At 62.3% G+C, this 19,493-nt stretch carries 20 protein-coding genes; 5 read left to right on the top strand and 15 right to left on the bottom strand.

The features are described from left to right. Positions 1 to 41 precede the first annotated feature (41 nt). Together DU490_RS11280 and DU490_RS11285 are read right to left on the bottom strand one after the other, a co-directional pair. Positions 42 to 563 (bottom strand): molybdopterin-dependent oxidoreductase, encoded by a 522-nt coding sequence (locus tag DU490_RS11280; protein WP_114574385.1) that lies wholly within the window; start codon positions 561 to 563, stop codon positions 42 to 44. Positions 564 to 717: 154 nt separating this feature from the next. After that, on the bottom strand, positions 718 to 1,533 hold the full coding sequence (locus DU490_RS11285; RefSeq protein ID WP_114574407.1) for a DUF2189 domain-containing protein: 816 nt from the start codon (positions 1,531 to 1,533) through the stop codon (positions 718 to 720). A 327-nt stretch (positions 1,534 to 1,860) separates the two neighbouring features. On the opposite strand from DU490_RS11285, the gene DU490_RS11290 reads away from it, so the two are divergent. The 4 genes from DU490_RS11290 to DU490_RS11305 all read left to right on the top strand — a co-directional run bounded on the left by DU490_RS11290 (position 1,861) and on the right by DU490_RS11305 (position 5,503). Continuing rightward, positions 1,861 to 2,217 carry a c-type cytochrome gene (locus tag DU490_RS11290; RefSeq protein ID WP_114574386.1) on the top strand — a complete coding sequence of 119 codons (357 nt, stop codon included), beginning with the start codon at positions 1,861 to 1,863 and terminating at the stop codon, positions 2,215 to 2,217. A gap of 11 nt (positions 2,218 to 2,228) precedes the next feature. After that, positions 2,229 to 3,557, top strand: coding sequence for an NAD(P)/FAD-dependent oxidoreductase (locus tag DU490_RS11295; protein WP_114574408.1), 1,329 nt, complete (start codon positions 2,229 to 2,231; stop codon positions 3,555 to 3,557). Between the two features lie 73 nt (positions 3,558 to 3,630). Next, entirely contained in the window at positions 3,631 to 4,656 is a 1,026-nt protein-coding gene (locus DU490_RS11300; protein ID WP_114574387.1) for a YeeE/YedE family protein, read from the top strand. A 19-nt stretch (positions 4,657 to 4,675) separates the two neighbouring features. Continuing rightward, positions 4,676 to 5,503: a thiosulfate oxidation carrier protein SoxY gene (locus tag DU490_RS11305; RefSeq protein ID WP_114574388.1), complete on the top strand. Its 828-nt coding sequence runs from the start codon at positions 4,676 to 4,678 to the stop codon at positions 5,501 to 5,503. 74 nt (positions 5,504 to 5,577) lie between these two features. Here DU490_RS11305 and DU490_RS11310 read toward each other — a convergent pair whose 3' ends face one another. The 7 genes from DU490_RS11310 to DU490_RS11340 all read right to left on the bottom strand — a co-directional run bounded on the left by DU490_RS11310 (position 5,578) and on the right by DU490_RS11340 (position 14,508). Further along, positions 5,578 to 6,006, bottom strand: a complete 429-nt coding sequence (locus DU490_RS11310) for a universal stress protein (RefSeq protein WP_114574389.1) — start codon at positions 6,004 to 6,006, stop codon at positions 5,578 to 5,580. A 13-nt stretch (positions 6,007 to 6,019) separates the two neighbouring features. Continuing rightward, positions 6,020 to 8,617, bottom strand: a complete 2,598-nt coding sequence (locus DU490_RS11315; RefSeq protein WP_114574390.1) for a TRAP transporter permease — start codon at positions 8,615 to 8,617, stop codon at positions 6,020 to 6,022. 158 nt (positions 8,618 to 8,775) lie between these two features. Next, on the bottom strand, positions 8,776 to 9,756 hold the full coding sequence (locus DU490_RS11320; RefSeq protein WP_114574391.1) for a TAXI family TRAP transporter solute-binding subunit: 981 nt from the start codon (positions 9,754 to 9,756) through the stop codon (positions 8,776 to 8,778). Between the two features lie 291 nt (positions 9,757 to 10,047). Continuing rightward, entirely contained in the window at positions 10,048 to 11,436 is a 1,389-nt protein-coding gene (locus tag DU490_RS11325) for a KamA family radical SAM protein (protein ID WP_114574392.1), read from the bottom strand. A gap of 221 nt (positions 11,437 to 11,657) precedes the next feature. Further along, entirely contained in the window at positions 11,658 to 12,962 is a 1,305-nt protein-coding gene (locus DU490_RS11330) for a TRAP transporter large permease (protein WP_114574393.1), read from the bottom strand. Beyond that, positions 12,952 to 13,431, bottom strand: coding sequence for a TRAP transporter small permease (locus DU490_RS11335; RefSeq protein ID WP_114574394.1), 480 nt, complete (start codon positions 13,429 to 13,431; stop codon positions 12,952 to 12,954). The genes DU490_RS11330 and DU490_RS11335 overlap by 11 nt, the downstream gene beginning before the upstream one ends. Before the next feature lie 54 nt (positions 13,432 to 13,485). Continuing rightward, a complete protein-coding gene (locus DU490_RS11340) occupies positions 13,486 to 14,508 on the bottom strand; it encodes a DctP family TRAP transporter solute-binding subunit (protein WP_114574395.1) in 1,023 nt (340 codons plus the stop codon). A 199-nt stretch (positions 14,509 to 14,707) separates the two neighbouring features. Between DU490_RS11340 and DU490_RS17010 the strand changes: the two genes are divergently transcribed. Next, complete coding sequence (locus DU490_RS17010; protein WP_147270459.1) at positions 14,708 to 15,058, top strand: hypothetical protein; 351 nt, start codon at positions 14,708 to 14,710, stop codon at positions 15,056 to 15,058. Here the strand turns inward: DU490_RS17010 and DU490_RS11345 are convergent. The 6 genes from DU490_RS11345 to DU490_RS11370 form a co-directional block, all read right to left on the bottom strand. Beyond that, a complete protein-coding gene (locus DU490_RS11345) occupies positions 15,044 to 15,580 on the bottom strand; it encodes a DUF192 domain-containing protein (protein WP_258801638.1) in 537 nt (178 codons plus the stop codon). The genes DU490_RS17010 and DU490_RS11345 overlap by 15 nt on opposite strands. Positions 15,581 to 15,589: 9 nt before the next feature. Then, entirely contained in the window at positions 15,590 to 16,729 is a 1,140-nt protein-coding gene (locus tag DU490_RS11350) for an ABC transporter ATP-binding protein (RefSeq protein WP_114574397.1), read from the bottom strand. Then, complete coding sequence (gene modB / locus DU490_RS11355; protein ID WP_114574398.1) at positions 16,722 to 17,390, bottom strand: molybdate ABC transporter permease subunit; 669 nt, start codon at positions 17,388 to 17,390, stop codon at positions 16,722 to 16,724. The genes DU490_RS11350 and modB overlap by 8 nt, the downstream gene beginning before the upstream one ends. Next, positions 17,390 to 18,199 (bottom strand): molybdate ABC transporter substrate-binding protein, encoded by an 810-nt coding sequence (gene modA, locus DU490_RS11360; RefSeq protein WP_114574399.1) that lies wholly within the window; start codon positions 18,197 to 18,199, stop codon positions 17,390 to 17,392. The genes modB and modA overlap by 1 nt, the downstream gene beginning before the upstream one ends. 153 nt (positions 18,200 to 18,352) lie before the next feature. Next, on the bottom strand, positions 18,353 to 19,087 hold the full coding sequence (locus DU490_RS11365; protein ID WP_114574400.1) for a GntR family transcriptional regulator: 735 nt from the start codon (positions 19,085 to 19,087) through the stop codon (positions 18,353 to 18,355). Positions 19,088 to 19,192: 105 nt separating this feature from the next. After that, a partial coding sequence (locus tag DU490_RS11370; protein ID WP_309485740.1) for a pyruvate kinase alpha/beta domain-containing protein occupies positions 19,193 to 19,493 on the bottom strand: 301 nt, incomplete at its 5' end.

Consider the following 19,493-nt stretch of genomic DNA (forward strand, 5'->3'; position numbering starts at 1 on the left):
CTCGCCTCCCGTCTCAAAATCGCTCAGGGAGCATGGGCCGTTCAGGGAGCATGGATAGTATCCACATGCCAGACCGAGCGAAAACGAATGGTTTCGTTGAGCAGTTCAGGATGGTCATCGAAGGGATAGAGCACAAAAACCGGACCGAGGTCGCGAACGGCGATGGGCCCGCCATCTCGTTCGATGGCCAGGATAACATCGTAATCGTGAAAGTCGGAAACCGGCACCTTGGCCTCGAAGTCGTCCAGGGCCCTTATGCGCACATGCTCCACGCTGATACCAGCGGCTTCGAGCACGACACGAACCAGTGGCCCCTCAAAACGGCTCACCCCCTCGGTCCAGGGCGTACCGGTTTCGAGCACCATCGACGACAGGGACATCAGCATGACGCGATCCAGATGCAGCTCGTCACCAACATTGACATGCTCAATGTCACCAGTCAGCCGCAACAGGACCTCTCCTTCCGGGGAGGGGAAGGGATCGGCTAGCGCCACTGGCGAGAGACCCCATAACGACAGCAGGCAGAGGGCAAGCAAAAAACGACATCGTCTTGTCAGCAACATCACGGCATTCCGCAGTCACGGGGGGGGGTAATGGCTGACAAGGTTACGCGAAACGCGCGGAAAGGTCAGGCGAGAAACGGAAAAGTCACAGAGCTGAAAAACAGCACGAAATCAAAACGGGCAGGAGGGAGCCCCCACCTGCCAAAGCCAAGCCTCAGCCGGTCGCACGCTCTATCGGCTCACAGCGCACCAAATCCTCATAGGCATGCCAGCTGGCGTGGCCCAGTACCGGCAAAATCAGGGCCAAGCCGATATAGAATGTAAGGATTCCGACCAATACGCAGCCCGTCAATATCACGGCCCACAGCAGCATGGGGCGGAAATTATTCGACACTGCGCGTACGCTCGCCTCGATGCCTTCCATGAAGGTGAGGTCCCGATCCATCAAGGTCGGAATGGCGACCACGCTGATGGTAAAGGCGCCGAAGGCCAGCACGGCGCCCACCCCCGTACCGACCAGGATCATGCCCAGACCTTGCGGCGTGGTCAGCAGCGACGCATAGAGCGCTGCGGGCCCGGGTGCCTCGAAACCGTAGAACAGCGCGAAGAGCAGGGTAGCCAGGCGAATCCAGGCCAGGAAAAAGATCATCATCATCACGCCCATCATTGCCAGCTGGCCAGCGTGGGGTCGCCAGGCGCTGAAGGCGTCACCCAGATGGGGCGCGCGGTTGGCTGCAATCGCACGACTTACTCCGTAGGAGCCCACCGCCACCAGCGGGCCAAGGAACATGAAGCCGGCTACCATGGGCAGCAACCAGTGCCAAAGGTCGAGCATGACGGCACCCAGGGTCACGGCGATACTCAACCCGACCCAAAACATGCCATAGGCGAGACTCACCGCCGGGGCCTGGCGAAAATCCTCGAAGCCAGCAGCCAACCAGGCCCTGGGCCTGTCCATGCCGATCGGGTTGATGATGATCTTCACCGTGGGCACCGATGACTGACCCGTGGAATTTGTTGTTGCGTTCATATGCATACCCCGTCTGGTCGCCAAGTCATGTGACGAAAGAACACGCCGTTCCGGTTGGGTGGCCGGGAGGCGTCTTGTTGCCTTTCTACAGCGTTAATGTAGTTGACCTGGAGCAAGAATGCGCCTTGGGCCAATCAACGTAAAGCCCAATTGTGCCCGGGGGGCTCCCGTTTTTTTTCAACAAGGACAAAAAAGCATAAGTCTCTAACTTTTTCGCGCATATGGGCATAACAGAATAGCAAAGCGTTCCTTCTGATAGCATCCGCTCCACAGTAATATGCTTGTTTGGCACGATTTCCGACAAGAACTCCGACCAGGAGCCTGACGATGAAACGGGTTTTTCTTATTGCATCCCTGCCACTGGTGAGCCTGCTGCTATTGGCAAGCGCCCCCCTGCTGGTCCAGGCCGACGAGACCTTTTCCGCCGCCCAGCTCGAAGTGATGGCGGGCGGCTGCGCCAACTGCCACGGCACCGATGGCCGACTGGCCGGCAGCGTACCAACGATTGCCGGTCGCCCCGCCGATGTCCTGGCCTCGCGGCTGCTCGACTTCAAGCACGAGGAAGCCGGTGAGACCACGATAATGGACCGCATCGCCAAGGGCTTCACGGATGCCGAACTCACGGCGCTGGCCCGGCACTTTGCTGCCATCGACCTGGAAAACGATAACGAGACGGAAGAATGAGGGGGCCCGACATGAAACATCGTCACAACCGCAACGGCCTGACCCGCCGTCAGTTGATCAAGGGCATTGGCGCCGCCTCCCTGCTGCCGCTGGTGGGCGGTGCGCCCTTCGCCATCGGTAGCCAGAGTGCCGGGCGCGTCATCGTGGTCGGCGGCGGCTTCGGTGGCGCCACGGCCGCCAAGTATCTCAAGCGGGCCAATCCGGCCATCGAAGTGATACTGATAGAGCCAAACGAAATTTTCTATACCTGTCCTTTCAGCAACCTGCACCTCGGCGGACTGCGCGAGATGGATACCATCTCCCATGGCTACGACGAGCTGAAGGATCGTTATGGGGTGCGTGTGATCCACGCCACGGCCGAAGACGTGGACGCCGAGGCCCACAAGGTAACCCTCTCTACCGGTCGCAAACTCGACTACGACCGCCTGGTCCTTTCCCCGGGTGTCGACATGCGCTGGAATGCACTGGAGGGTTATGACGAGGAGGCCGCCGAGAAGGCTCCCCACGCATGGAAAGCCGGTGTCCAGACCGAACTGCTGCGTAGCCAACTGGAAGCCATGGACGATGGCGGCACTTTTGTCATGGTGGCGCCGGAGAATCCCTTCCGGTGCCCGCCCGGTCCCTATGAACGCGCCAGCCTGGTGGCCAACTACTTGACACAGTTCAAGCCGAAGTCGAAGGTCCTGATCCTTGACGCCAAGGATAATTTCTCCAAGCAGGGACTGTTTACCGCCGGTTGGGAACAGCTCTACGGCGACCGGATAGAGTGGGTGGGGCTATCAAACGACGGCCGTGTGGCCCGCGTCGATGCCGACAGGCTCGAGGTCGAAACCGAATTCGGTACCGTGCATCGCGCCGACGTACTCAACGTCATCCCGCCTCAGAAGGCCGGCTGGATCGCCGAACGAGCCGGCGTTACCGACGACTCAGGCTGGGTGCCAGTGAAACCCGAGACCTTCGAGTCACGTCAGGTCGATGACATCTATGTGGTGGGCGACGCCACGGTGGCAGCGCCGATGCCCAAGTCGGGTTTCTGTGCCAACGCTCAGGCCAAGGTCGTGGCCGCCGCCATTGCCGCGTCGCTTGAATCACGCCCGGCCCCCGAGGCCTACTGGACCAATACATGCTACAGCTTGGTCGGGCCGGAGTACGGCATCTCGGTGGCCGGTGTCTATCGAGTACAGGACGGTGTGATTGCCGAGGTGGAGGGAGCCGGCGGCCTGAGCCCGGCCGACGCCTCCAAGGACAGCCGCGCCCTTGAAGCCAAATATGCTGTGGGATGGTACAACGCCATCTGCCAGGATACCTGGGACACTCTCCTCGGAGGCACGGCCATCTGAACGGGTTATCTGAACTGCGTTACCGGTAAGTGACCGGGGACATGCACGGCAATGCGACAAGGATTTTCTCTGCATGAGCCATACCGAGTTAGTCGTCTGGTCGGCCGTATCGATCGGCCTGCTTTTCGGCGCGACCGGCCAGACCACCGGATTCTGCCTGATGCGCGGCCTGGCCAATAGCTGGACTCTCGGCGACACCCGCAAGCTGCGCGGCTTCGTACTGGCCATGGCAGTGGCTTTACTGGGCAGCCAGACATTGGCTATGGCAGGGCTGGTATCGCTGGAAAGCGCCCACTATGCGAATCCCGCCCCCTCGTGGCTGGCCATTCCGCTGGGCGGCGCCCTGTTCGGCTATGGCATGGCCCTGGCCAACGGCTGCGGTGCCCGTGCCCTGGTACTACTGGGTAGCGGCAACCTGCGCAGCTTCGTGGTCCTGACCTGCTTGGGTCTGGCTGCTTACATGGCGCTTTCCGGCGTGCTCGCGCCGCTGCGGATCCGGTTGGAGAGCATGACGACATTGAGCCTACCCGTCCATGACTTGCCAGGGGCGATCGGCGCCCCGGCCTGGCTCACGGCACTGGTACTGGGAGGCGTCTTGCTGGCCTGGACGTTCTCCAGCGCAGCTTTTCGCGCCTCGCCCCGGGATTGGCTGGGCGGGTTTATCATCGGCATACTGGTCCCGGCAGGCTGGTATGCGACTGGCGTGCTGGGTCATGACGACTTCGAACCGGTGCGCCTGGCGAGCCTGACCTTCATCGCCCCCATCGGCGAATCACTGCAGTACCTGATGCTATCCACAGGCACCCGGCTGGGTTTCGGTGTCAGCGTCGTGGGTAGCGTGTTAGTGGGCTCACTGGCCATGGCTCTGCTGCGGCGCGACTTTTCCCTGCGGGCATTCGAGGATCCCGGGCAGATGCTGCGCAGCATGGCGGGTGGTGCCTTGATGGGCATCGGTGGTGTCATGGCGCTGGGTTGCTCCATTGGCCAGGGCCTGTCCGGGCTCTCGACGCTGGCATTGACCGCCTTCGCCGCCCTGGCAGGCATCGTGGCCGGTGCCCGGTTGGGGATCGTAGGCCCACTGGCAGTGTCCAAGAATTGATCGCTTATCGGAGAAAGCCATGCACGTTGCCCGTTCCACTCATCCTGACGCTGCCCGCCGCCGCCTGCTGCTCGGCATGGCCGCTGGCGTGGCCGCTATCGGCGTCGCCGGCCTGGCCACGCCCGTCATGGCAGAGGGGCCTTGGCAGCGCCTGGACACCGCTCGCAGCGTCCTCGGCGATGCCGAGCCCAGCACCCAGGGGCTGGTACTCGACCTGCCCCATGTCTCGGAAGACGGCGCCTCGGTTTCGCTCACTGTCGGCTTCGACGGTGAACTCGAGCCAGGCGACTACATCTCGCGTATCGACCTCTTCGCGACCGCCAATCCTTCGCCCGAGATCGCGACCTTCCATCTCACGCCCCTGAGCGGCAAGGCCGAAATATCCACCCGGGTCAGGCTCAACGAAACCCAGCAGGTCATCGCCATCGCTACCAGCCATCAGGGCGAGCGCTTCGCGACGGCGCGTGAGGTCCGCATCACCGTCAGCGGCTGTCTGATGCGCAATGGTGGCGACCAGCCGGAACCGCTGTCCAACCCCCGGGTCAGCATCCCCTCCAGCTTTTCCCCGGGCCAGCCAGAGGCGGTTCGCACGCTGATCCATCACCCCATGGAGACCGGCTTGCGTGAAAATGCCGACGGCGAGATCGAACCGCGGCACATCATCGAACGGTTCACCGTCAGCTTGAATGGCGAAACCGCTTTCGAGGCCGAACTGCATCAGTCGATTTCCGCCAGCCCCTATCTGCTGTTCTATCTCAGCCCCGAGAAGGACGGTGAAGCCGTCTTCGAATGGCGAGATGATAGCGGTGAGACGGCCAGACACGTTGCCGAGTTCGAGGTAACATAACAGCGCCAGCATGCCGGCAGGCTGAGGAGCGAACGGTCAGGGCCCGCCCCTGGCCGAACACAGCCGCTTGCCGGTCACCGCACGATCATTACCGACACCTTCGCGTGATGAACCACATGTTCAGCGTTGGGACCCAGCACATAATCGGCGAACTTGCGCTTGTTGTGGGAGGCCATGACGATCAGGTCCACCTCGAGCTTCTTGGCTGTCTTGACGATGGCCTCCCAGGGTGAGCCGTCGGCGATCACCGACTGTACCTTGATGTCTTCCGGCACGTTTTCCTGAATGAACTTATGCTGAGCCTCCGATATGGCCCCGCGGGCCTTCTTGGCGAAGTCCTTGGGAAAATAGGAGCCTACCAGAGGCATGCGGTAGTCCGGCAGTACCGTCACCACATGCAGCGATGCATCGAAGGTGCGACACAGGGTGACCGCTGCCGGGAGGGCTCTGACCCAGGAACTCTCCTCGTTGAGGTCCACTGACAACAGGATCTTGCTGTACATGGTCATCCCCTCCTCAAGCTGTGGCCGTGCTGGGCGACTGTACCTTACGCCGACGCCACTGCAGCAGCACCACCAGGCCAAATACCAGGAAGCCCGGAATCCACATCCACTCTTTCGCCCAGCGATCCACCGGGGCTGATACTTCGATGATCTCCTGGTCGAAGTCGAAGCCGAGGTCAGCTGCCAGGCTGCCGAATTCGACGAAGTCAACCATGGCCTGATCACCCTCTATCCACAATTCCATGCCGAGCTCTTGCATGCGCTCCTCAGCTGTTTCACCGCGGGGCACCGGCACCAGGATATAGGTGACCAAGGGGTCGCCGAAGGCATCCTCGCCGGCAATGCGCACCCGCAACTGGCTGCCGTCGTCGACCTCACCCATTGCCTGGACAAACTGTGCTGGTGGCACAGGCTGATAGGGATCGTGGATCATGTCCATCCAGAACCCCGGACGGAACAGCGTGAAGGCCACCAGCAGCATCAGGATACTCTCGTACCAACGATTGCGGGCGATCATGAAGCCTTGGGTGCCCGCGGCAAAGATCAACATCGCAATGGTCGCGATGATGAAAATCACTATCCCCTGCAGCCAACCGACATCGATCAGCAACAGGTCGGTATTGAAGATGAACAGAAACGGTAGCGCGGCGGTGCGAAGGCTGTAATAGAAAGCTTGAAAGCCGGTGCGTAACGGATCACCTCCCGAGACCGCGGCCGCGGCGAACGACGCCAGGCCTACCGGTGGCGTGACATCGGCCATGATCCCGAAGTAAAAGACAAACAGGTGCACGGCGATCAGCGGCACGATGAGGCCGCTCTGTTGCCCCAGGGTCACGATCACCGGCGCCAGCAGCGCCGATACCACGATGTAGTTGGCCGTGGTCGGCAGGCCCATGCCCAGGATCAGACTGAGCACCGCGGTGAGCAGCAGGATCAGCATCAGGTTGCCCATGGAGAGGATCTCCACCACGTCGGCCAGCACCAGACCGACCCCGGTCTGGGACACAGCACCCACGATGATCCCCGCTGCCGCGGTGGCAATACCAATGCCGATCATGTTACGGGCACCGGTCACCAGGCCGTCCCACAGATCCATGAAGCCTTCCTTGATATCCTCGACGAGCTTCCCACGATGGCGGAAGGCGGCAATGATCGGACGCTGGGTGACGATGATGAAGATCATGAACACCGTCGCCCAGAAGGCCGAAAGCCCCGGTGACAGGCGCTCGACCATCAGGCACCACACCAGAACAATGACCGGCAGGATGTAGTGCAGGCCGACCATCACCGTGGGGCGAGTCTGCGGCAGAGAGACCACCTCCGACGTGGGGTCATCGAGCTCCAGCTCCGGGTATTTCGCCCCGACCTTGAGCAGACCCACATAGATGAGGGCCAGCCCCACACCGACGACCCAGGGTGTGGCGTCACCGAGTACAGGCTTGAGCCAACCGAGCCCGTAGTAGACCGCGAACGACAGCGCCATCAGCAGCAACAGACCGGTCAAGAAGCCAATCAGCTTGTTGAGAAAGGGGCGTGCCGGGTTGCTTGACGGAATGCCCTGCATGTCGGCCTTGAGCGCCTCGAGGTGGACGATGTAGACCAGTGCGATATAGGAGATCAGCGCCGGCAGGAAGGCGTGCTTGATGACCTCGACATAGGAGATGCCGACATACTCGACCATCAGGAAGGCCGCCGCCCCCATCACCGGCGGCATGATCTGGCCGTTGACCGAGGACGACACTTCAACGGCGCCAGCCTTCTCCGGAGAAAAGCCTACCCGCTTCATCATTGGAATGGTAAAGGTACCGGTGGTGACCACATTGGCAATCGACGAGCCGGAGATCAGGCCAGTCATGCCGGATGCCACCACCGCGGCCTTGGCCGGACCGCCCTTGTAGTGGCCCAGCAGGGAGAACGCCACCTTGATGAAATAGTTACCGGCCCCGGCCTTGTCGAGCAGGGCACCGAACAACACGAACAGGAAGACGAAACTAGTCGACACCCCCAGGGCGATACCGAATACCCCCTGAGCGGTCAGCCACTGATGATTGACCAGGCTCTGGAAGGTAACGCCACGATGAGCAAGGATGCCCGGCATATAGGGGCCGAACAGCGAGTAGAGAATAAAGATCGAGGCCACGATCATCAACGGTGGCCCCAGTGCTCGGCGTGTCGCCTCCAGCAACATCAGGATACCGATCACACCGATGATGACGTCCTGGGTAATGGGTGCGCCTGGGCGCTCGGAGAGTTCGGCATAGAAGAGAAATATGTAGGCACCGCAGAAGGCTGCGACAGCCGCCAGCACCCAGTCCTGAATCGGGATGCGATCGCGCGGAGAGCGCTTCAGCGCCGGGTAGGCCATGAAGGCCAGAAAGAGCGCAAAAGCCAGGTGAATGGAGCGAGCCTCGGTGGCATTGAAAACACCGAAACGAAACATGTAAGGCAGCGGCGAGGCAATCCACAGCTGAAACAGCGACCAGGCCGCCGCAATGCTGACCAGCAGCTTTCCTGGCGCCCCTGCCGGCTTGCGCGCCCCCGAGTCGCTGGACGCGACCATGTCCTCGAGGTCGACATTGGACTCTCGGGAGGTGTTTTTCTCGTCAGTCATAAGTCGCCCTGCCCAGTGTTGATTGGCGTGCCGTTAATTGCTTCTTAACCGGCATCACGGTGCGTTAGCCCTTACAAGGCAATCCTTGAAACAGATGCGCGGACCCCAGTGGCGTCCGCGCATCCTTCACCGGAGGGTTGTTACCCTCGGCCTATCGGTTACTCGATCCAACCGCGCTCACGATAATAACGGGCCGCGCCGTCATGCAGCGGGGCGGTCAGGCCGTCGGAAATCATGTCCTCCTCGTTGAGGTTGGCAAACGCCGGGTGCAGGCGGGTGAAGCGATCGAAGTTCTCGAATACCGCCTTCACCGTCTCGTAGATGATATCTTCGTCCACAGCGGTAGAGCTGACGAAGGTCGCCGCCACGCCGAAGGTCTCGGTGTCCTCGTCATTACCGCGATAGAGCCCGCCCGGGATCACAGAGCGGGTATAGTAGGGGTATTCCTCGATAAGGCCATCAATCTCATCGCCGGTTACCGGAATGATCCTGGCATCGATCGTCGTGGTGGCTTCCTGGATGGAGCCGTTGGGATGGCCCACCACATAGACCATGGCGTCGATATTGTTGTCAGACAGAGCCGCAGCCTGCTCGGCGGCATCAAGCTGAGAGGCCAGCGAGAAGGTATCGGTATCCCAGCCCATGACATCCATCACCAGGTTCATGGTGTTGCGCTGGCCGGAACCGGGGTTGCCGATATTGACACGCTTGCCGGGAAAGTCGCTGAAGTGCTCGATCCCGGAGTCGGCACGAGCGACCACGGTCAACGGCTCACCGTGCATGGTGAAGACGGCGCGCATGTCTTCCCAGGCACCGTCGGATTCGAAGTTGGCTTCACCATGATAAGCGCGATACTGAACATCGGACTGCACCACGCCCATATCCAGATCGCCGGACTTCATGCCATTGACGTTGGCCACGGAACCACCGGTGGTCGGAGCGTTACAGCGGATGTTGTGCTCGTCACTGCCGCGGTTGACCATGCGGCAGACAGACTGCCCCACCACATAGTAGACCCCGGTCTGGCCACCGGTACCGATGGTGATGTAGCGATCCTGAGCGACAGCCGGCGCCGAGAACAGGGCAGCACCCAGTAGAGCCCCGGAGAAGGCAGCTGCAGAAAATACATGGCGTTTCATAACACACCTCTTGACGTTATTGGCAAGCTGACGTTGCAGAAGCAAGGTTCCTGACAGCCCTATTGCCGACAGGCGGTTGCTACCGCTCCCCCCTACTTTAGCGAAAAACATCAGCTTGTTGGGGTCTTTTTCATCACTTCTAATGTTAGCCCCCCTTAACGTTTATTGTGCGTTAATTTTTTCCGCTGGCACGACGCAAGGAGCGACTCTTCAACACCAGCGCTAACCACAACCACTACCCAACGTTGCCGACAACGACCTGGCGACTGCTGCCAGCCGCCCAATGAAGCGTTACGACGCTTTCACGATCAGCGCCTGCTTCTCGTCCTTCATGGCCGCGAACTCGGCCTCATAAAAGAACTCGCTCTCGCCCAGTGCAGGCGCCAGGTGGTTGAGCCAGGTCGCCTCTTCGTCGTATTTGGCGAAGAACGGCCGCTGCACCCAGTCACTGTCGCGGCCCTGGATGAAGCGCAGCACGAACACCTTCTCGCCGTGGATCTCCGTCACCCCCTGGATCTCCACCTTGCCGGGATCGGCGGACATCGACGGCCCACGGGCGGTGCGCGCCAGGCCCGGCACCTGTTTCATGGCCTCGCGGTAGATCTCCCAGGCACGCACCAGCGGCACCTCGAAGTAGTGGCGGGCGCCGGTGTCGCGTTCCACGAACATGTAGTAGGGGATCATGCCCAGGCGCACCTGGGTGGTCCACATCCTCGCCCACTGGTCGGCATCGTCGTTGATGTGCTTGAGCAGCGGCGCCTGGGTGCGGATTTCGGCGCCGGTGGCGCGAATGCGGCGGATCGCCTCGCGGCAGATGGGCGTATCCATCTCCTTCCAGTGGTTGAAGTGCGCCATGAAGGCGACGTGCTTGCCGGCAGCGGTCAGCTCGCGGAACAGCTCAAGAACATCTTCGGCGTCCGGGTCGGTGACGAAGCGATAGGGCCAGAAGGTCAAGCTCTTGGTACCGATGCGGATGTCCTGGACGTGGTCCAGCTCCGGGGCCATCAGCCCCTCCAGGTACTGGCGCAGGTGCTTGGCCTTCATCACCATGGGGTCGCCGCCGGTCATCAGCAGGTCGGTGACCTCGGTATGCTCGGCCAGGTAGCGGTGTAGCGTTCCCGCTTCGCTGGAGGCGAACTTGAGCTCCTTGTCGCCGACGAACTGCGCCCAGCGGAAGCAGAAGGTGCAGTAGCTGTGGCAAACCTGCCCCTGGCTGGGAAAGAACAGTACCGTCTCACGGTACTTGTGCTGCATGCCGGGGAGCGGTTCGCCGTCGAGCAGCGGCAGATTGAGGTCCATCTGTCCTGCCGGGTGCGGGTTGAGTTCGCCACGAACACGCTCGATGACCGGTTTGAGCTCTGCCGCGTCGGCACCCCGCCGGACCAGATAGGCTACCTCCTCGAAGTGCTCCGGCTTGAGCATGCCGCGCTGGGGGAAGGTCAGCTGGAAAACGGGATCCTGGGGGATGTTGTTCCAGTCGATCAAGTCGTCGATGACATATTCGTTGACGCGAAACGGCAGCACCTGGCTGACAACCCGCATGTCGAAACGCAGATTTTCAGGCAGATTCTGAATTGCCTCGATCTTGTCCAGCTGACGGTGGGTATAAATCTTGAACTGCCGGGCTTCGAACGCTTCAGCATGCGGGTCGCCGAGATCGATGTTCACTCGCTGATTCATGCCACCTCCTCTGTTCTTGCACGGCGGGCCATGGACATCTTGGCATTAGCCCAAAGCCAAACCGCCATTCGGATCGGCGGCGCGCGTGCGGATCTTTTCGGGGTGACATTGGTACTGGCTTGGAGGCCAAGTTGCAAGTTTTTGCATCGTTTTGCAACGAACGTCACAAAAAAGGACGACATATGCAACATTCCGTTCACCACACATGTTGATCATCATGTCTAGACGTTGTAGCCAAGCACGCCGGGCAACCACAGAGCGATCTGCGGAAAGATCGCCACCAGCGCCAAAGCGCTGGCCATGGCCAGTACGAACAGCAGCGCCCAGCCCACCGTCTGCTCCAGGCGGATTTTGGCGATCTCGGTAGTCACCATCAGGTTGACCGCCACCGGCGGTGTGAATTGCCCGATGGCGATGTTCATCGCCAGCAATATCCCGAACCACACCGGATTCCACCCGAAGTGCTGCATCACCGGTATCAGGATTGGCATCATGATCAGATAGATGGAGATGGCATCGAGCAACATGCCGGCCACCAGCACTGCCAGCATGATCAGTATCAGCAACAGCACACCGCTGTCGGAGAGGCCGATGATCCACTCCGCCAGATGGCGGAAGGTACCCAGCATGGTGCCGGCCCAGGCGAATATCCCGGCCAGAGCGATGATCAACATGACGACCCCCGAGATTACCGCGGCCTCGCCGAGCAGTGTCCAAAGATCGCGCAGCTTGATCTCCCGGGTCAGGAACAGTCCCACCAGCGCGCCATAGGCCACAGCGACCACGGCAGCCTCGGTGGGGGTGAATAGCCCAGAGCGCAGCCCGCCAAGTATCAGCACCGGGGCGAACAGCGCCGGCAGCGCTTGCTTGAAGCTCTCCCTGACCTTGGGCGGCTCAACCCCCTCCACCGGTGTGCCACCCTCCCAGCCATAGTGCTTCGACACCAACATTGCCGGCACCAGCAGCGCCAGCCCGGCCAATATCCCGGGAAACAGGCCGGCGGCAAATAACGCCCGTAGATCGACCCCCGGCACTACAATGGAGTAGAGAATCAACGCCACCGAGGGCGGGATCAGGATGGCGGTGGAGGCCGAGGCCGCAATCAGGGTCGCCGAGAAGGGCCTGGGGTAGCCGGCCTTGGTCATGCTCGGCAGCATCACCATGGCCACGGCAGCGGCATCCGCCGGGCCGGAGCCGCTCATCCCCCCCATGATCATGCAGACCAGTACCGCCACCAGCGCCAGTCCACCGTGACGCGGTCCGATCAGCGCCTGGGCGAAGCGTACCAACCGCAGCGCCACACCGGCACGCTCGAAGATCAGCCCCGTCATGATAAACAGCGGAATAGCGATCAGCGGATACTTTGCGATGCTGTTGTAGGTGTTGGTGCCCAAGGTCGCCAGCATATCGGGCGAGAGACCCGACACGATGCCCACCGCCCCAGCCAATGCCAGCGAGAAGGCCACCGGCACACCGGCGATCAACAGCCCGGCGAAGGCCAGGATCATCCACAGATCAGGGCTCATCCTCGAGCCTCCCACTCAGTCGATCGCGGGTCTGCTGAGTCAGGCGTACCAGCATGGCTGCCGACAGCAGGGGCAGCCAGGCCAGATACCACCACTGCGGCAACCCGAGGCCCGGCGACAGCGACTGCCACTGATACTCCTCCCAGGTCAGCTTGCCGCCAAACCAGGTGATCAACCCCAATACAATGGCGCCACTCAGCCACTGAAAGAGGATCAGCACCTTGCGTGGCCCTGCCGGCAGGGCGCGCTCCAGCAGGCCGACACGAATATGGCCGTTACGTCGCAGCGCCACCGAGGCCCCTGCAAAGGTCAGCACCACCAGCAGGAATACCGAAAACTCCTCGGTGAAGGCCAGAGAACCGCCTGTGACGTAGCGCGTGATGACATTACCCAGGCTGATCAGCGAGATGATCGCCAACGCCAAGGAGCCCAGCCAACGTTCCGGCCGGGCATCGGGAGAGAATTTCATGCAAGCCTCGCGAGAGCGGACCGGCCCGGTGACCAGAGCCGGTGTCAGCCTGGATCAGCGATTCTCGATAGCCGCACTGGCCGCATCGACCAACTCCTTGCCGATCCGAGCGGTCCATTTATCGTGGACGCTGGCGGTGGCATTGACGAAGGCGCGATGTTGCTCTTCGGTCAGCTCGGTCACCTGGACTCCACGCGCTTGGATGGCGGCCAGACGCTCGCTCTCTTCCTCGCGGGTCATGGCGATCTCCCACTCACCGGCTTCGATGGCGGTTTCACGCAGGATCTCCCGATCCACCTCGTCCAGTGAATCCCAGATGCGCTGGTTGACGGCAAAGATCAGCGGATCGTTCATGTAGTTCCAAAGCGTCAGGTACTCCTGACCCGCCTGGTCGATCCGCGCAACGTCGAACACCGACAGCGGGTTCTCCTGGCCATCCACGGCCCCCGTGGTCAGTGCCGGCTGAGCGTCGGTCCAGCTCATCTGGGTGGGATCTGCACCAAGCGCATTGAAGGTATCCTGGAACAGGGGCGAGCCCACCACGCGGATCTTCAGACCATCGAGGTCGCCCGGTTCGCTGATCGGACCACGGGAATTTGAGACCTGCCGGAAGCCGTTCTCACCCCAGGCGAGCGGCACAACACCGCGGGACTCGATGGCCGCGAAGATCATCTCTCCTGCCTCGCCGCCGGTGACGGCATCCACCGCCGCTTCGTCGGGCATGAAGAAAGGCAGCGAAAAGAGGTTGAGTTCCGGTACCTGCGGCGACCAGTTGATGGTTGAGCCCACGGCCATGTCGATCAATCCCGAACGCATGGCAGAGAACTCGCGGGTCTGGTCACCGGCGACCAGCTGGGAGTTGGGGTAGACGCGCAGGGTCAAGCGACCCTCGGTACGCTCCTCCACAAGCTCTGCCCACTTTTCTGCCGCCTGTCCCCAGGGAAAGGCATCGGACAGCACGGTTGAGACAGAGAGTTCGCGTGCCTGAGCTGAGAAAGAAACAGAAAGCGATGCGGTCAGCACGGCGGCGCCGGCCAGGGCCGCGGCGAATCGTGTGAGTCGACTAGCGGTTGTCATGACGTGTCCTTGCAGCAAAGGGCCGGCTCAGAGAAGACCGACCGCGATTATCGATCTGGGTTGGTACCATTCGGGGCATGTTACGCTTCAATATTCCACGAAGTCCCGCGTTGAATGATAGACCGTCATGGGCATAACGCGACCACCGCCCATGTCGCTGCTGCCCTCGTCAGGCGGTACCATCCAAGGAAACCCGCTCGTGCCGCTTCGTTACCTACTGCTGGGCCTGGTGATCGTCACCAGCTGGGCCTTGAACATTATCGTCATCAAACTGGGGGTTGCGGAGCTCCCTCCTCTGCTGTTGACTACCCTGCGCTTTATCCTGGTCGCCACCCGGCTGGCACCGCTGAGCCTGCTGGCACCGCTGAGCCTGCTGGCACCGCTGAGCCTGCTGGCACCGCTGAGCCTGCTGGTGCCGGTAGGCGCAGTGGTGCTGGGCATCGTGCTGCTGGAAGAGCAGCTCAACGCCCATATCGCCTTCGGAGGGGCCCTGGTCATCGCCGGCGCGGCGCTGATCGTGATTCGCTTTCGAGCGTTAGTCGGCCGCTGAGCACCCACCCTTGCGACCGGGCCAGACCACGCAGGCGCCTTCCTCGATGCCATGCTCGGCGAAGTAGCCGGCATTCACCTCCAGCGCGGCCTGATAGGAGGCACCGGCCTGTGTCACCGGGCACTTCCGAGGTGTGTCGGATGGACAGGGCACCATGGTGTGAATTGTGGCAATACGGCCCTGGGCATCGATGAATGCGATATCCAGTGGAATACGGGTGCGATACATCCAGAAGCCACTCTGCGGCGGCTGAATTCGGTCATAAAGAAACAGCATTCCCGTGCCGGGAGCCAGCGAGTCGCGGTCCATCAGCCCCGTGCGGCGCTCGCTTGACGTCCGGGCCATCTCCGCGTCGAGCCGAAAGACCTCGCCACCGGCCTCGATCCGAACGGGCTGGCGCTCCAGAACCGTCGTCGGCCCGGCCACGGCAGGCCAGCGCCAGGCCAGCATGACTGCTGCCACTAACATTAGCACCAACAGACTCGTGCGAGTCGAGAACCCCGACCGTTGAAGCGGTGTCATAGCGTTTCCTCAATCACTCGGATTTCGGGGCAGCAGGTGAATCCCCCCGGCAAGCAGCGACACCTGCACCCACTCGCCACGGGCCAGTCCATTGCGCCGGGCCGCATGGGTGGCGATATCGAAGCGCAGGGACTCGAGTCCATGGTCAAAAAACAGTGTAAGCGACGTCATGCCCCCCAGCACGACCATTTCACCAATACGCCCCGTCACCGGGTTTTCCCTGTCTCCGCGCGACGGGCGGTCACGACGGTGCAGCACCACATCGGAGTCGGGCAGGTACCAGGCGACTCGCTGTTCGAGCGCCAGCGCCTCCAGCCCATGGGCCACCTGCAGCAGCCATGGTCCCCACTGCAGCCGCCGCTGGCCATCAACCTCCATCACCCTGCCCTCGAAGATATTGTGGCGATCCAGCAGCCGCGCCACCACGGCACTGTCCGGATGGCGAAACAGCCTTTCGGGGACATCGGCCTGCAACGTGCGGCCACCATGAAGCACGCAGATACGGTCCGCCAGCGCCGCTGCTTCATCCAGGTCATGGGTCACGAGCAGGATCGGGATGTGGATCTGCTCACGTAACAGGGCCAGTTCGCGCTGCAGACGACGCCGTGTTACCTGGTCCACCGCCGAAAAGGGCTCGTCCAACAGCAGCGCCCGGGGCTCGCGCGCCAGCGCCCGGGCCAGCGCCACCCGCTGCCGCTGGCCACCGGAGAGCTGGGACGGGTAGCGATTGGAGAGTCCTTCCAGGCGCATCCTGCCCAGCCAGTCGTCGGCACAGGCGCTGCGTCGGCCAGGCTCAAGATGCCCCAGCGCCACCTTGACGTTGTCACGGGCACTCATGTGGGGGAACAGCGCATAGTCCTGAAAGACGACACCCACCCGACGCTGCTGGGGCCGGCGGACGATATCATGGGTGGTATCCAGCCAGGTCTCACCACCGCAGTCAATGCGTCCTTCTGCCGGCCGGTAGAGGCCGGCAATAGCACGCAGCAGGGTCGTCTTGCCGCTACCGGAGGGCCCAACCAGCGCCAGCAGCTCACCTGGATCGCAGGCGAAATCCGCGGCCAGGGGGATCGGCCCGGCTTGATACAGCGATACCGCCAGCCGACCCGCGTCGACCGGGGAGGGCGTCGGATTCGGGGTATCAGGCATGACGCCACCTCCGCCGGCCCGCCAGCCCGTAGACCACGCCGATGGTGAGGAACGACACCAGCAGCAGCATGGCCGACATGATACCCGCGCCGGTCTCGTCGAAGGCTTGGACCCTGTCGTAGATAGCAATGGACAGGGTGCGGGTCTCGCCATCGATGGCGCCGCCCACCATAAGGATGACGCCGAACTCGCCCAGGGTATGGGCGAAGGTCAGCGCCAGGGCCGAGATCACGCCGGGCCACACCAACGGCAGCTCGATACGCAAAAAGGTCTGCCAGGGAGTGAGCCCGCTGCACCAGGCCGCCTCGCTCAGGTTGGCGGGTATCGATTCGAAGGCGCGCTGGATCGGCTGCACGGCAAAGGGCAGGCTAGCCACCAGTGAGGCAAGCAGGATACCGCTGAAGGTGAAGTTGAGCCCCTCGCCGGTCAGCCGATGCCAGAAGGCACCGAAGGGCGCATCGCGGCCGAAGCTCATCATCAGGTAAAAACCCAGCACCGTGGGCGGCATGACCAGAGGCAGCGCCACCAGCGCCTCGCAAAGCGACTTGCCGCGAAAGCGTGCACGGGCCAGGGTGCGGCCCAGCCACACCCCCAGCGGGATCAACAGCAGGCAGGTCATCGCCGCCAGACGCAGGGAGACCGTCAGAGCCGTCCAGTCCATCAGGACGCCTCGTTGCCGGCATCTTCCCCGGGCAAGCGAAAACCGTAGTCGGCGAGAATTTCACGCGCTTCATCCTGCTGGAGCCAGTGATAGAAGGCACGGGCGGTATCGCCGGCCCCCTTGACCAGAGCCATGCGCTGTACCAGCGGCTCATGCCAGGCTTCGGGAATCAGCACGAACTCACTGCGCTCGGCAAGCTCGGGGGCCAGCGCCAGTGACCAGGCCACAAGCCCGCCACGGGCGTCGTCGGAGAGGGCAAACTGAGCCGCCTGGGACACGTTTTCGCCGAGAACCCTCAGGACGGTACTGTCCGCCCACAGGCCGGCATGCTCCAGCGCCTGCTTGGCCGCCACGCCATAGGGTGCATGTTCGGGATTGGCCATTGCAATACGCGGACGACCCTCGCCCCGCGCATGCACCTCATGCGCTTCCCGTACTGCGATCAGTGGGTCTTCGCTGCTCGGCAAGTCATGGCGCCCGGGCCGCTGCAGCCAGGCCAACCGCCCGATGGCATAGACCACACCGGCATCCTCGGTATGTCCCTCTGCATGCAGGGCATGCACGTAGGTCTCGTCGGCCGACAGGTAGAGCTCGAACGGTGCCCCCTGGGCAATCTGCCGGCGGAAGTTACCCGAAGAGCCGAAGTTGAGCCGTAGCTGCTTGCCGGTATCGGCCTCGAAGCGCCGAGCGGCTTCGGCCAGGGCAAACTGTAGGTCCGAGGCAGCGGCAATGGTAGGCACGCCGGCCTGGGCCGGAGAGAACATAAGGGCCAGCCAGGCGGCCAGCCCCCAGCGCAGGAGTGAGTTCATCGCAAGCTACCGATTGCCCAGTGAAGTGTCGGCATTGTCAGTCAGGAAGGCACCGCCGGTAAAGTCGACCAGTCGACATGCTGCCGTTGGCATGACCCGGCACAAATTGCTGCCCGCACCGACTCAGGCGTGCGCGCAAAACCGAAGGCTCGCCTATTCGGCGACCCCCTCCCGCTGACCGAGGATCGCCATGAGGTCGATCCGTGTCTCCCGGGTGCTGAGATCGAGCAGGTTCTCGAGCGCCTGCAGGTGATCGTGTATGCAGCACCGGACCGCCTCGCTTTTGCCGCTGCGCAGATGCGTCAGCAGCGCCGGGTGGTCCTCGGCCAGGTAGCAGCTGGCCAGGCCGGCGCGCTTGTAGAGAGCGATGACGATGGAGGTGCGCAGGATAAGGTCGGTGAGCATCGCGCCCAGCACCCGATTGGGGGAACGCTCTGCCAGCAGGTGATGGATGGCCAGGGAGTGCTCGATACGAGATGGCTCGTCACCGCTCGCATGGGCTTCAGCCTCGCGCTCGACCAGGGAAGCGATGGTCACCAGTTGCGCGTCATCGAGACGACCCGCCAGCAGCGCAACCACCTCGCCTTCCACCAGCCGACGAGCAGCAAAGGTTTCACGGGTCTCCTCGACGCTGGGTGCCCTTACCCGTGCCACCTGGTTGGGCTGCTGGGTGACCACATAGTCGGCGGCCAACCGGGTCAAAGCCTTGCGCACCACCGAGCGGCTGACGCCGAAGATATCGCCCAGGACCACTTCGGGAAGGCGTGTGCCTGGCGGCAGACGCTGGGTCAGCACGGCCGTGCGCACCTTGTCGACAATGAAGCGGTCGCTGATGCGCCCGACTGCCCGCGTCTCTGCCGCAATCTCCTCTTGCCAGATACTGCTCACGATACGCCCTCACCCGTCTGCGTCATGAGAATACCTTCGCATGTTTCCTTCAGGCTGACCACACAAAACAGGGTTTCTGTATACAAAAGCTCCAACCAGTAGGCGTCACCTGCTCTGGTGCTCTTCGTTGACGTCGAGAATCTTCAAAGTGTTGGTGCCGCCATGGGCGTTCATGTGATCGCCCCGGGTCAGGATCACATGGTCCCCGGCAGAGGCAATGCCCTGCTTCACCAGCAGCGCCAGCGCCCGCTCATTGAGTTCGGTGGGCGCCATGTCGCTGGTGTCGAAGGGCAGCGAGACCACGCCGCGATAGAGCGCCATGCGCCGCTGCGCTACCGGGCTGTGGGCCAGGCCGACGATGGGCAGGCCCGAGCGGATGCGCGAGGCGATCAGCGGCGTATAGCCG

Source organism: Halomonas sp. DQ26W (assembly GCF_003339685.1).
In the GTDB taxonomy this organism is placed as follows: domain Bacteria; phylum Pseudomonadota; class Gammaproteobacteria; order Pseudomonadales; family Halomonadaceae; genus Halomonas.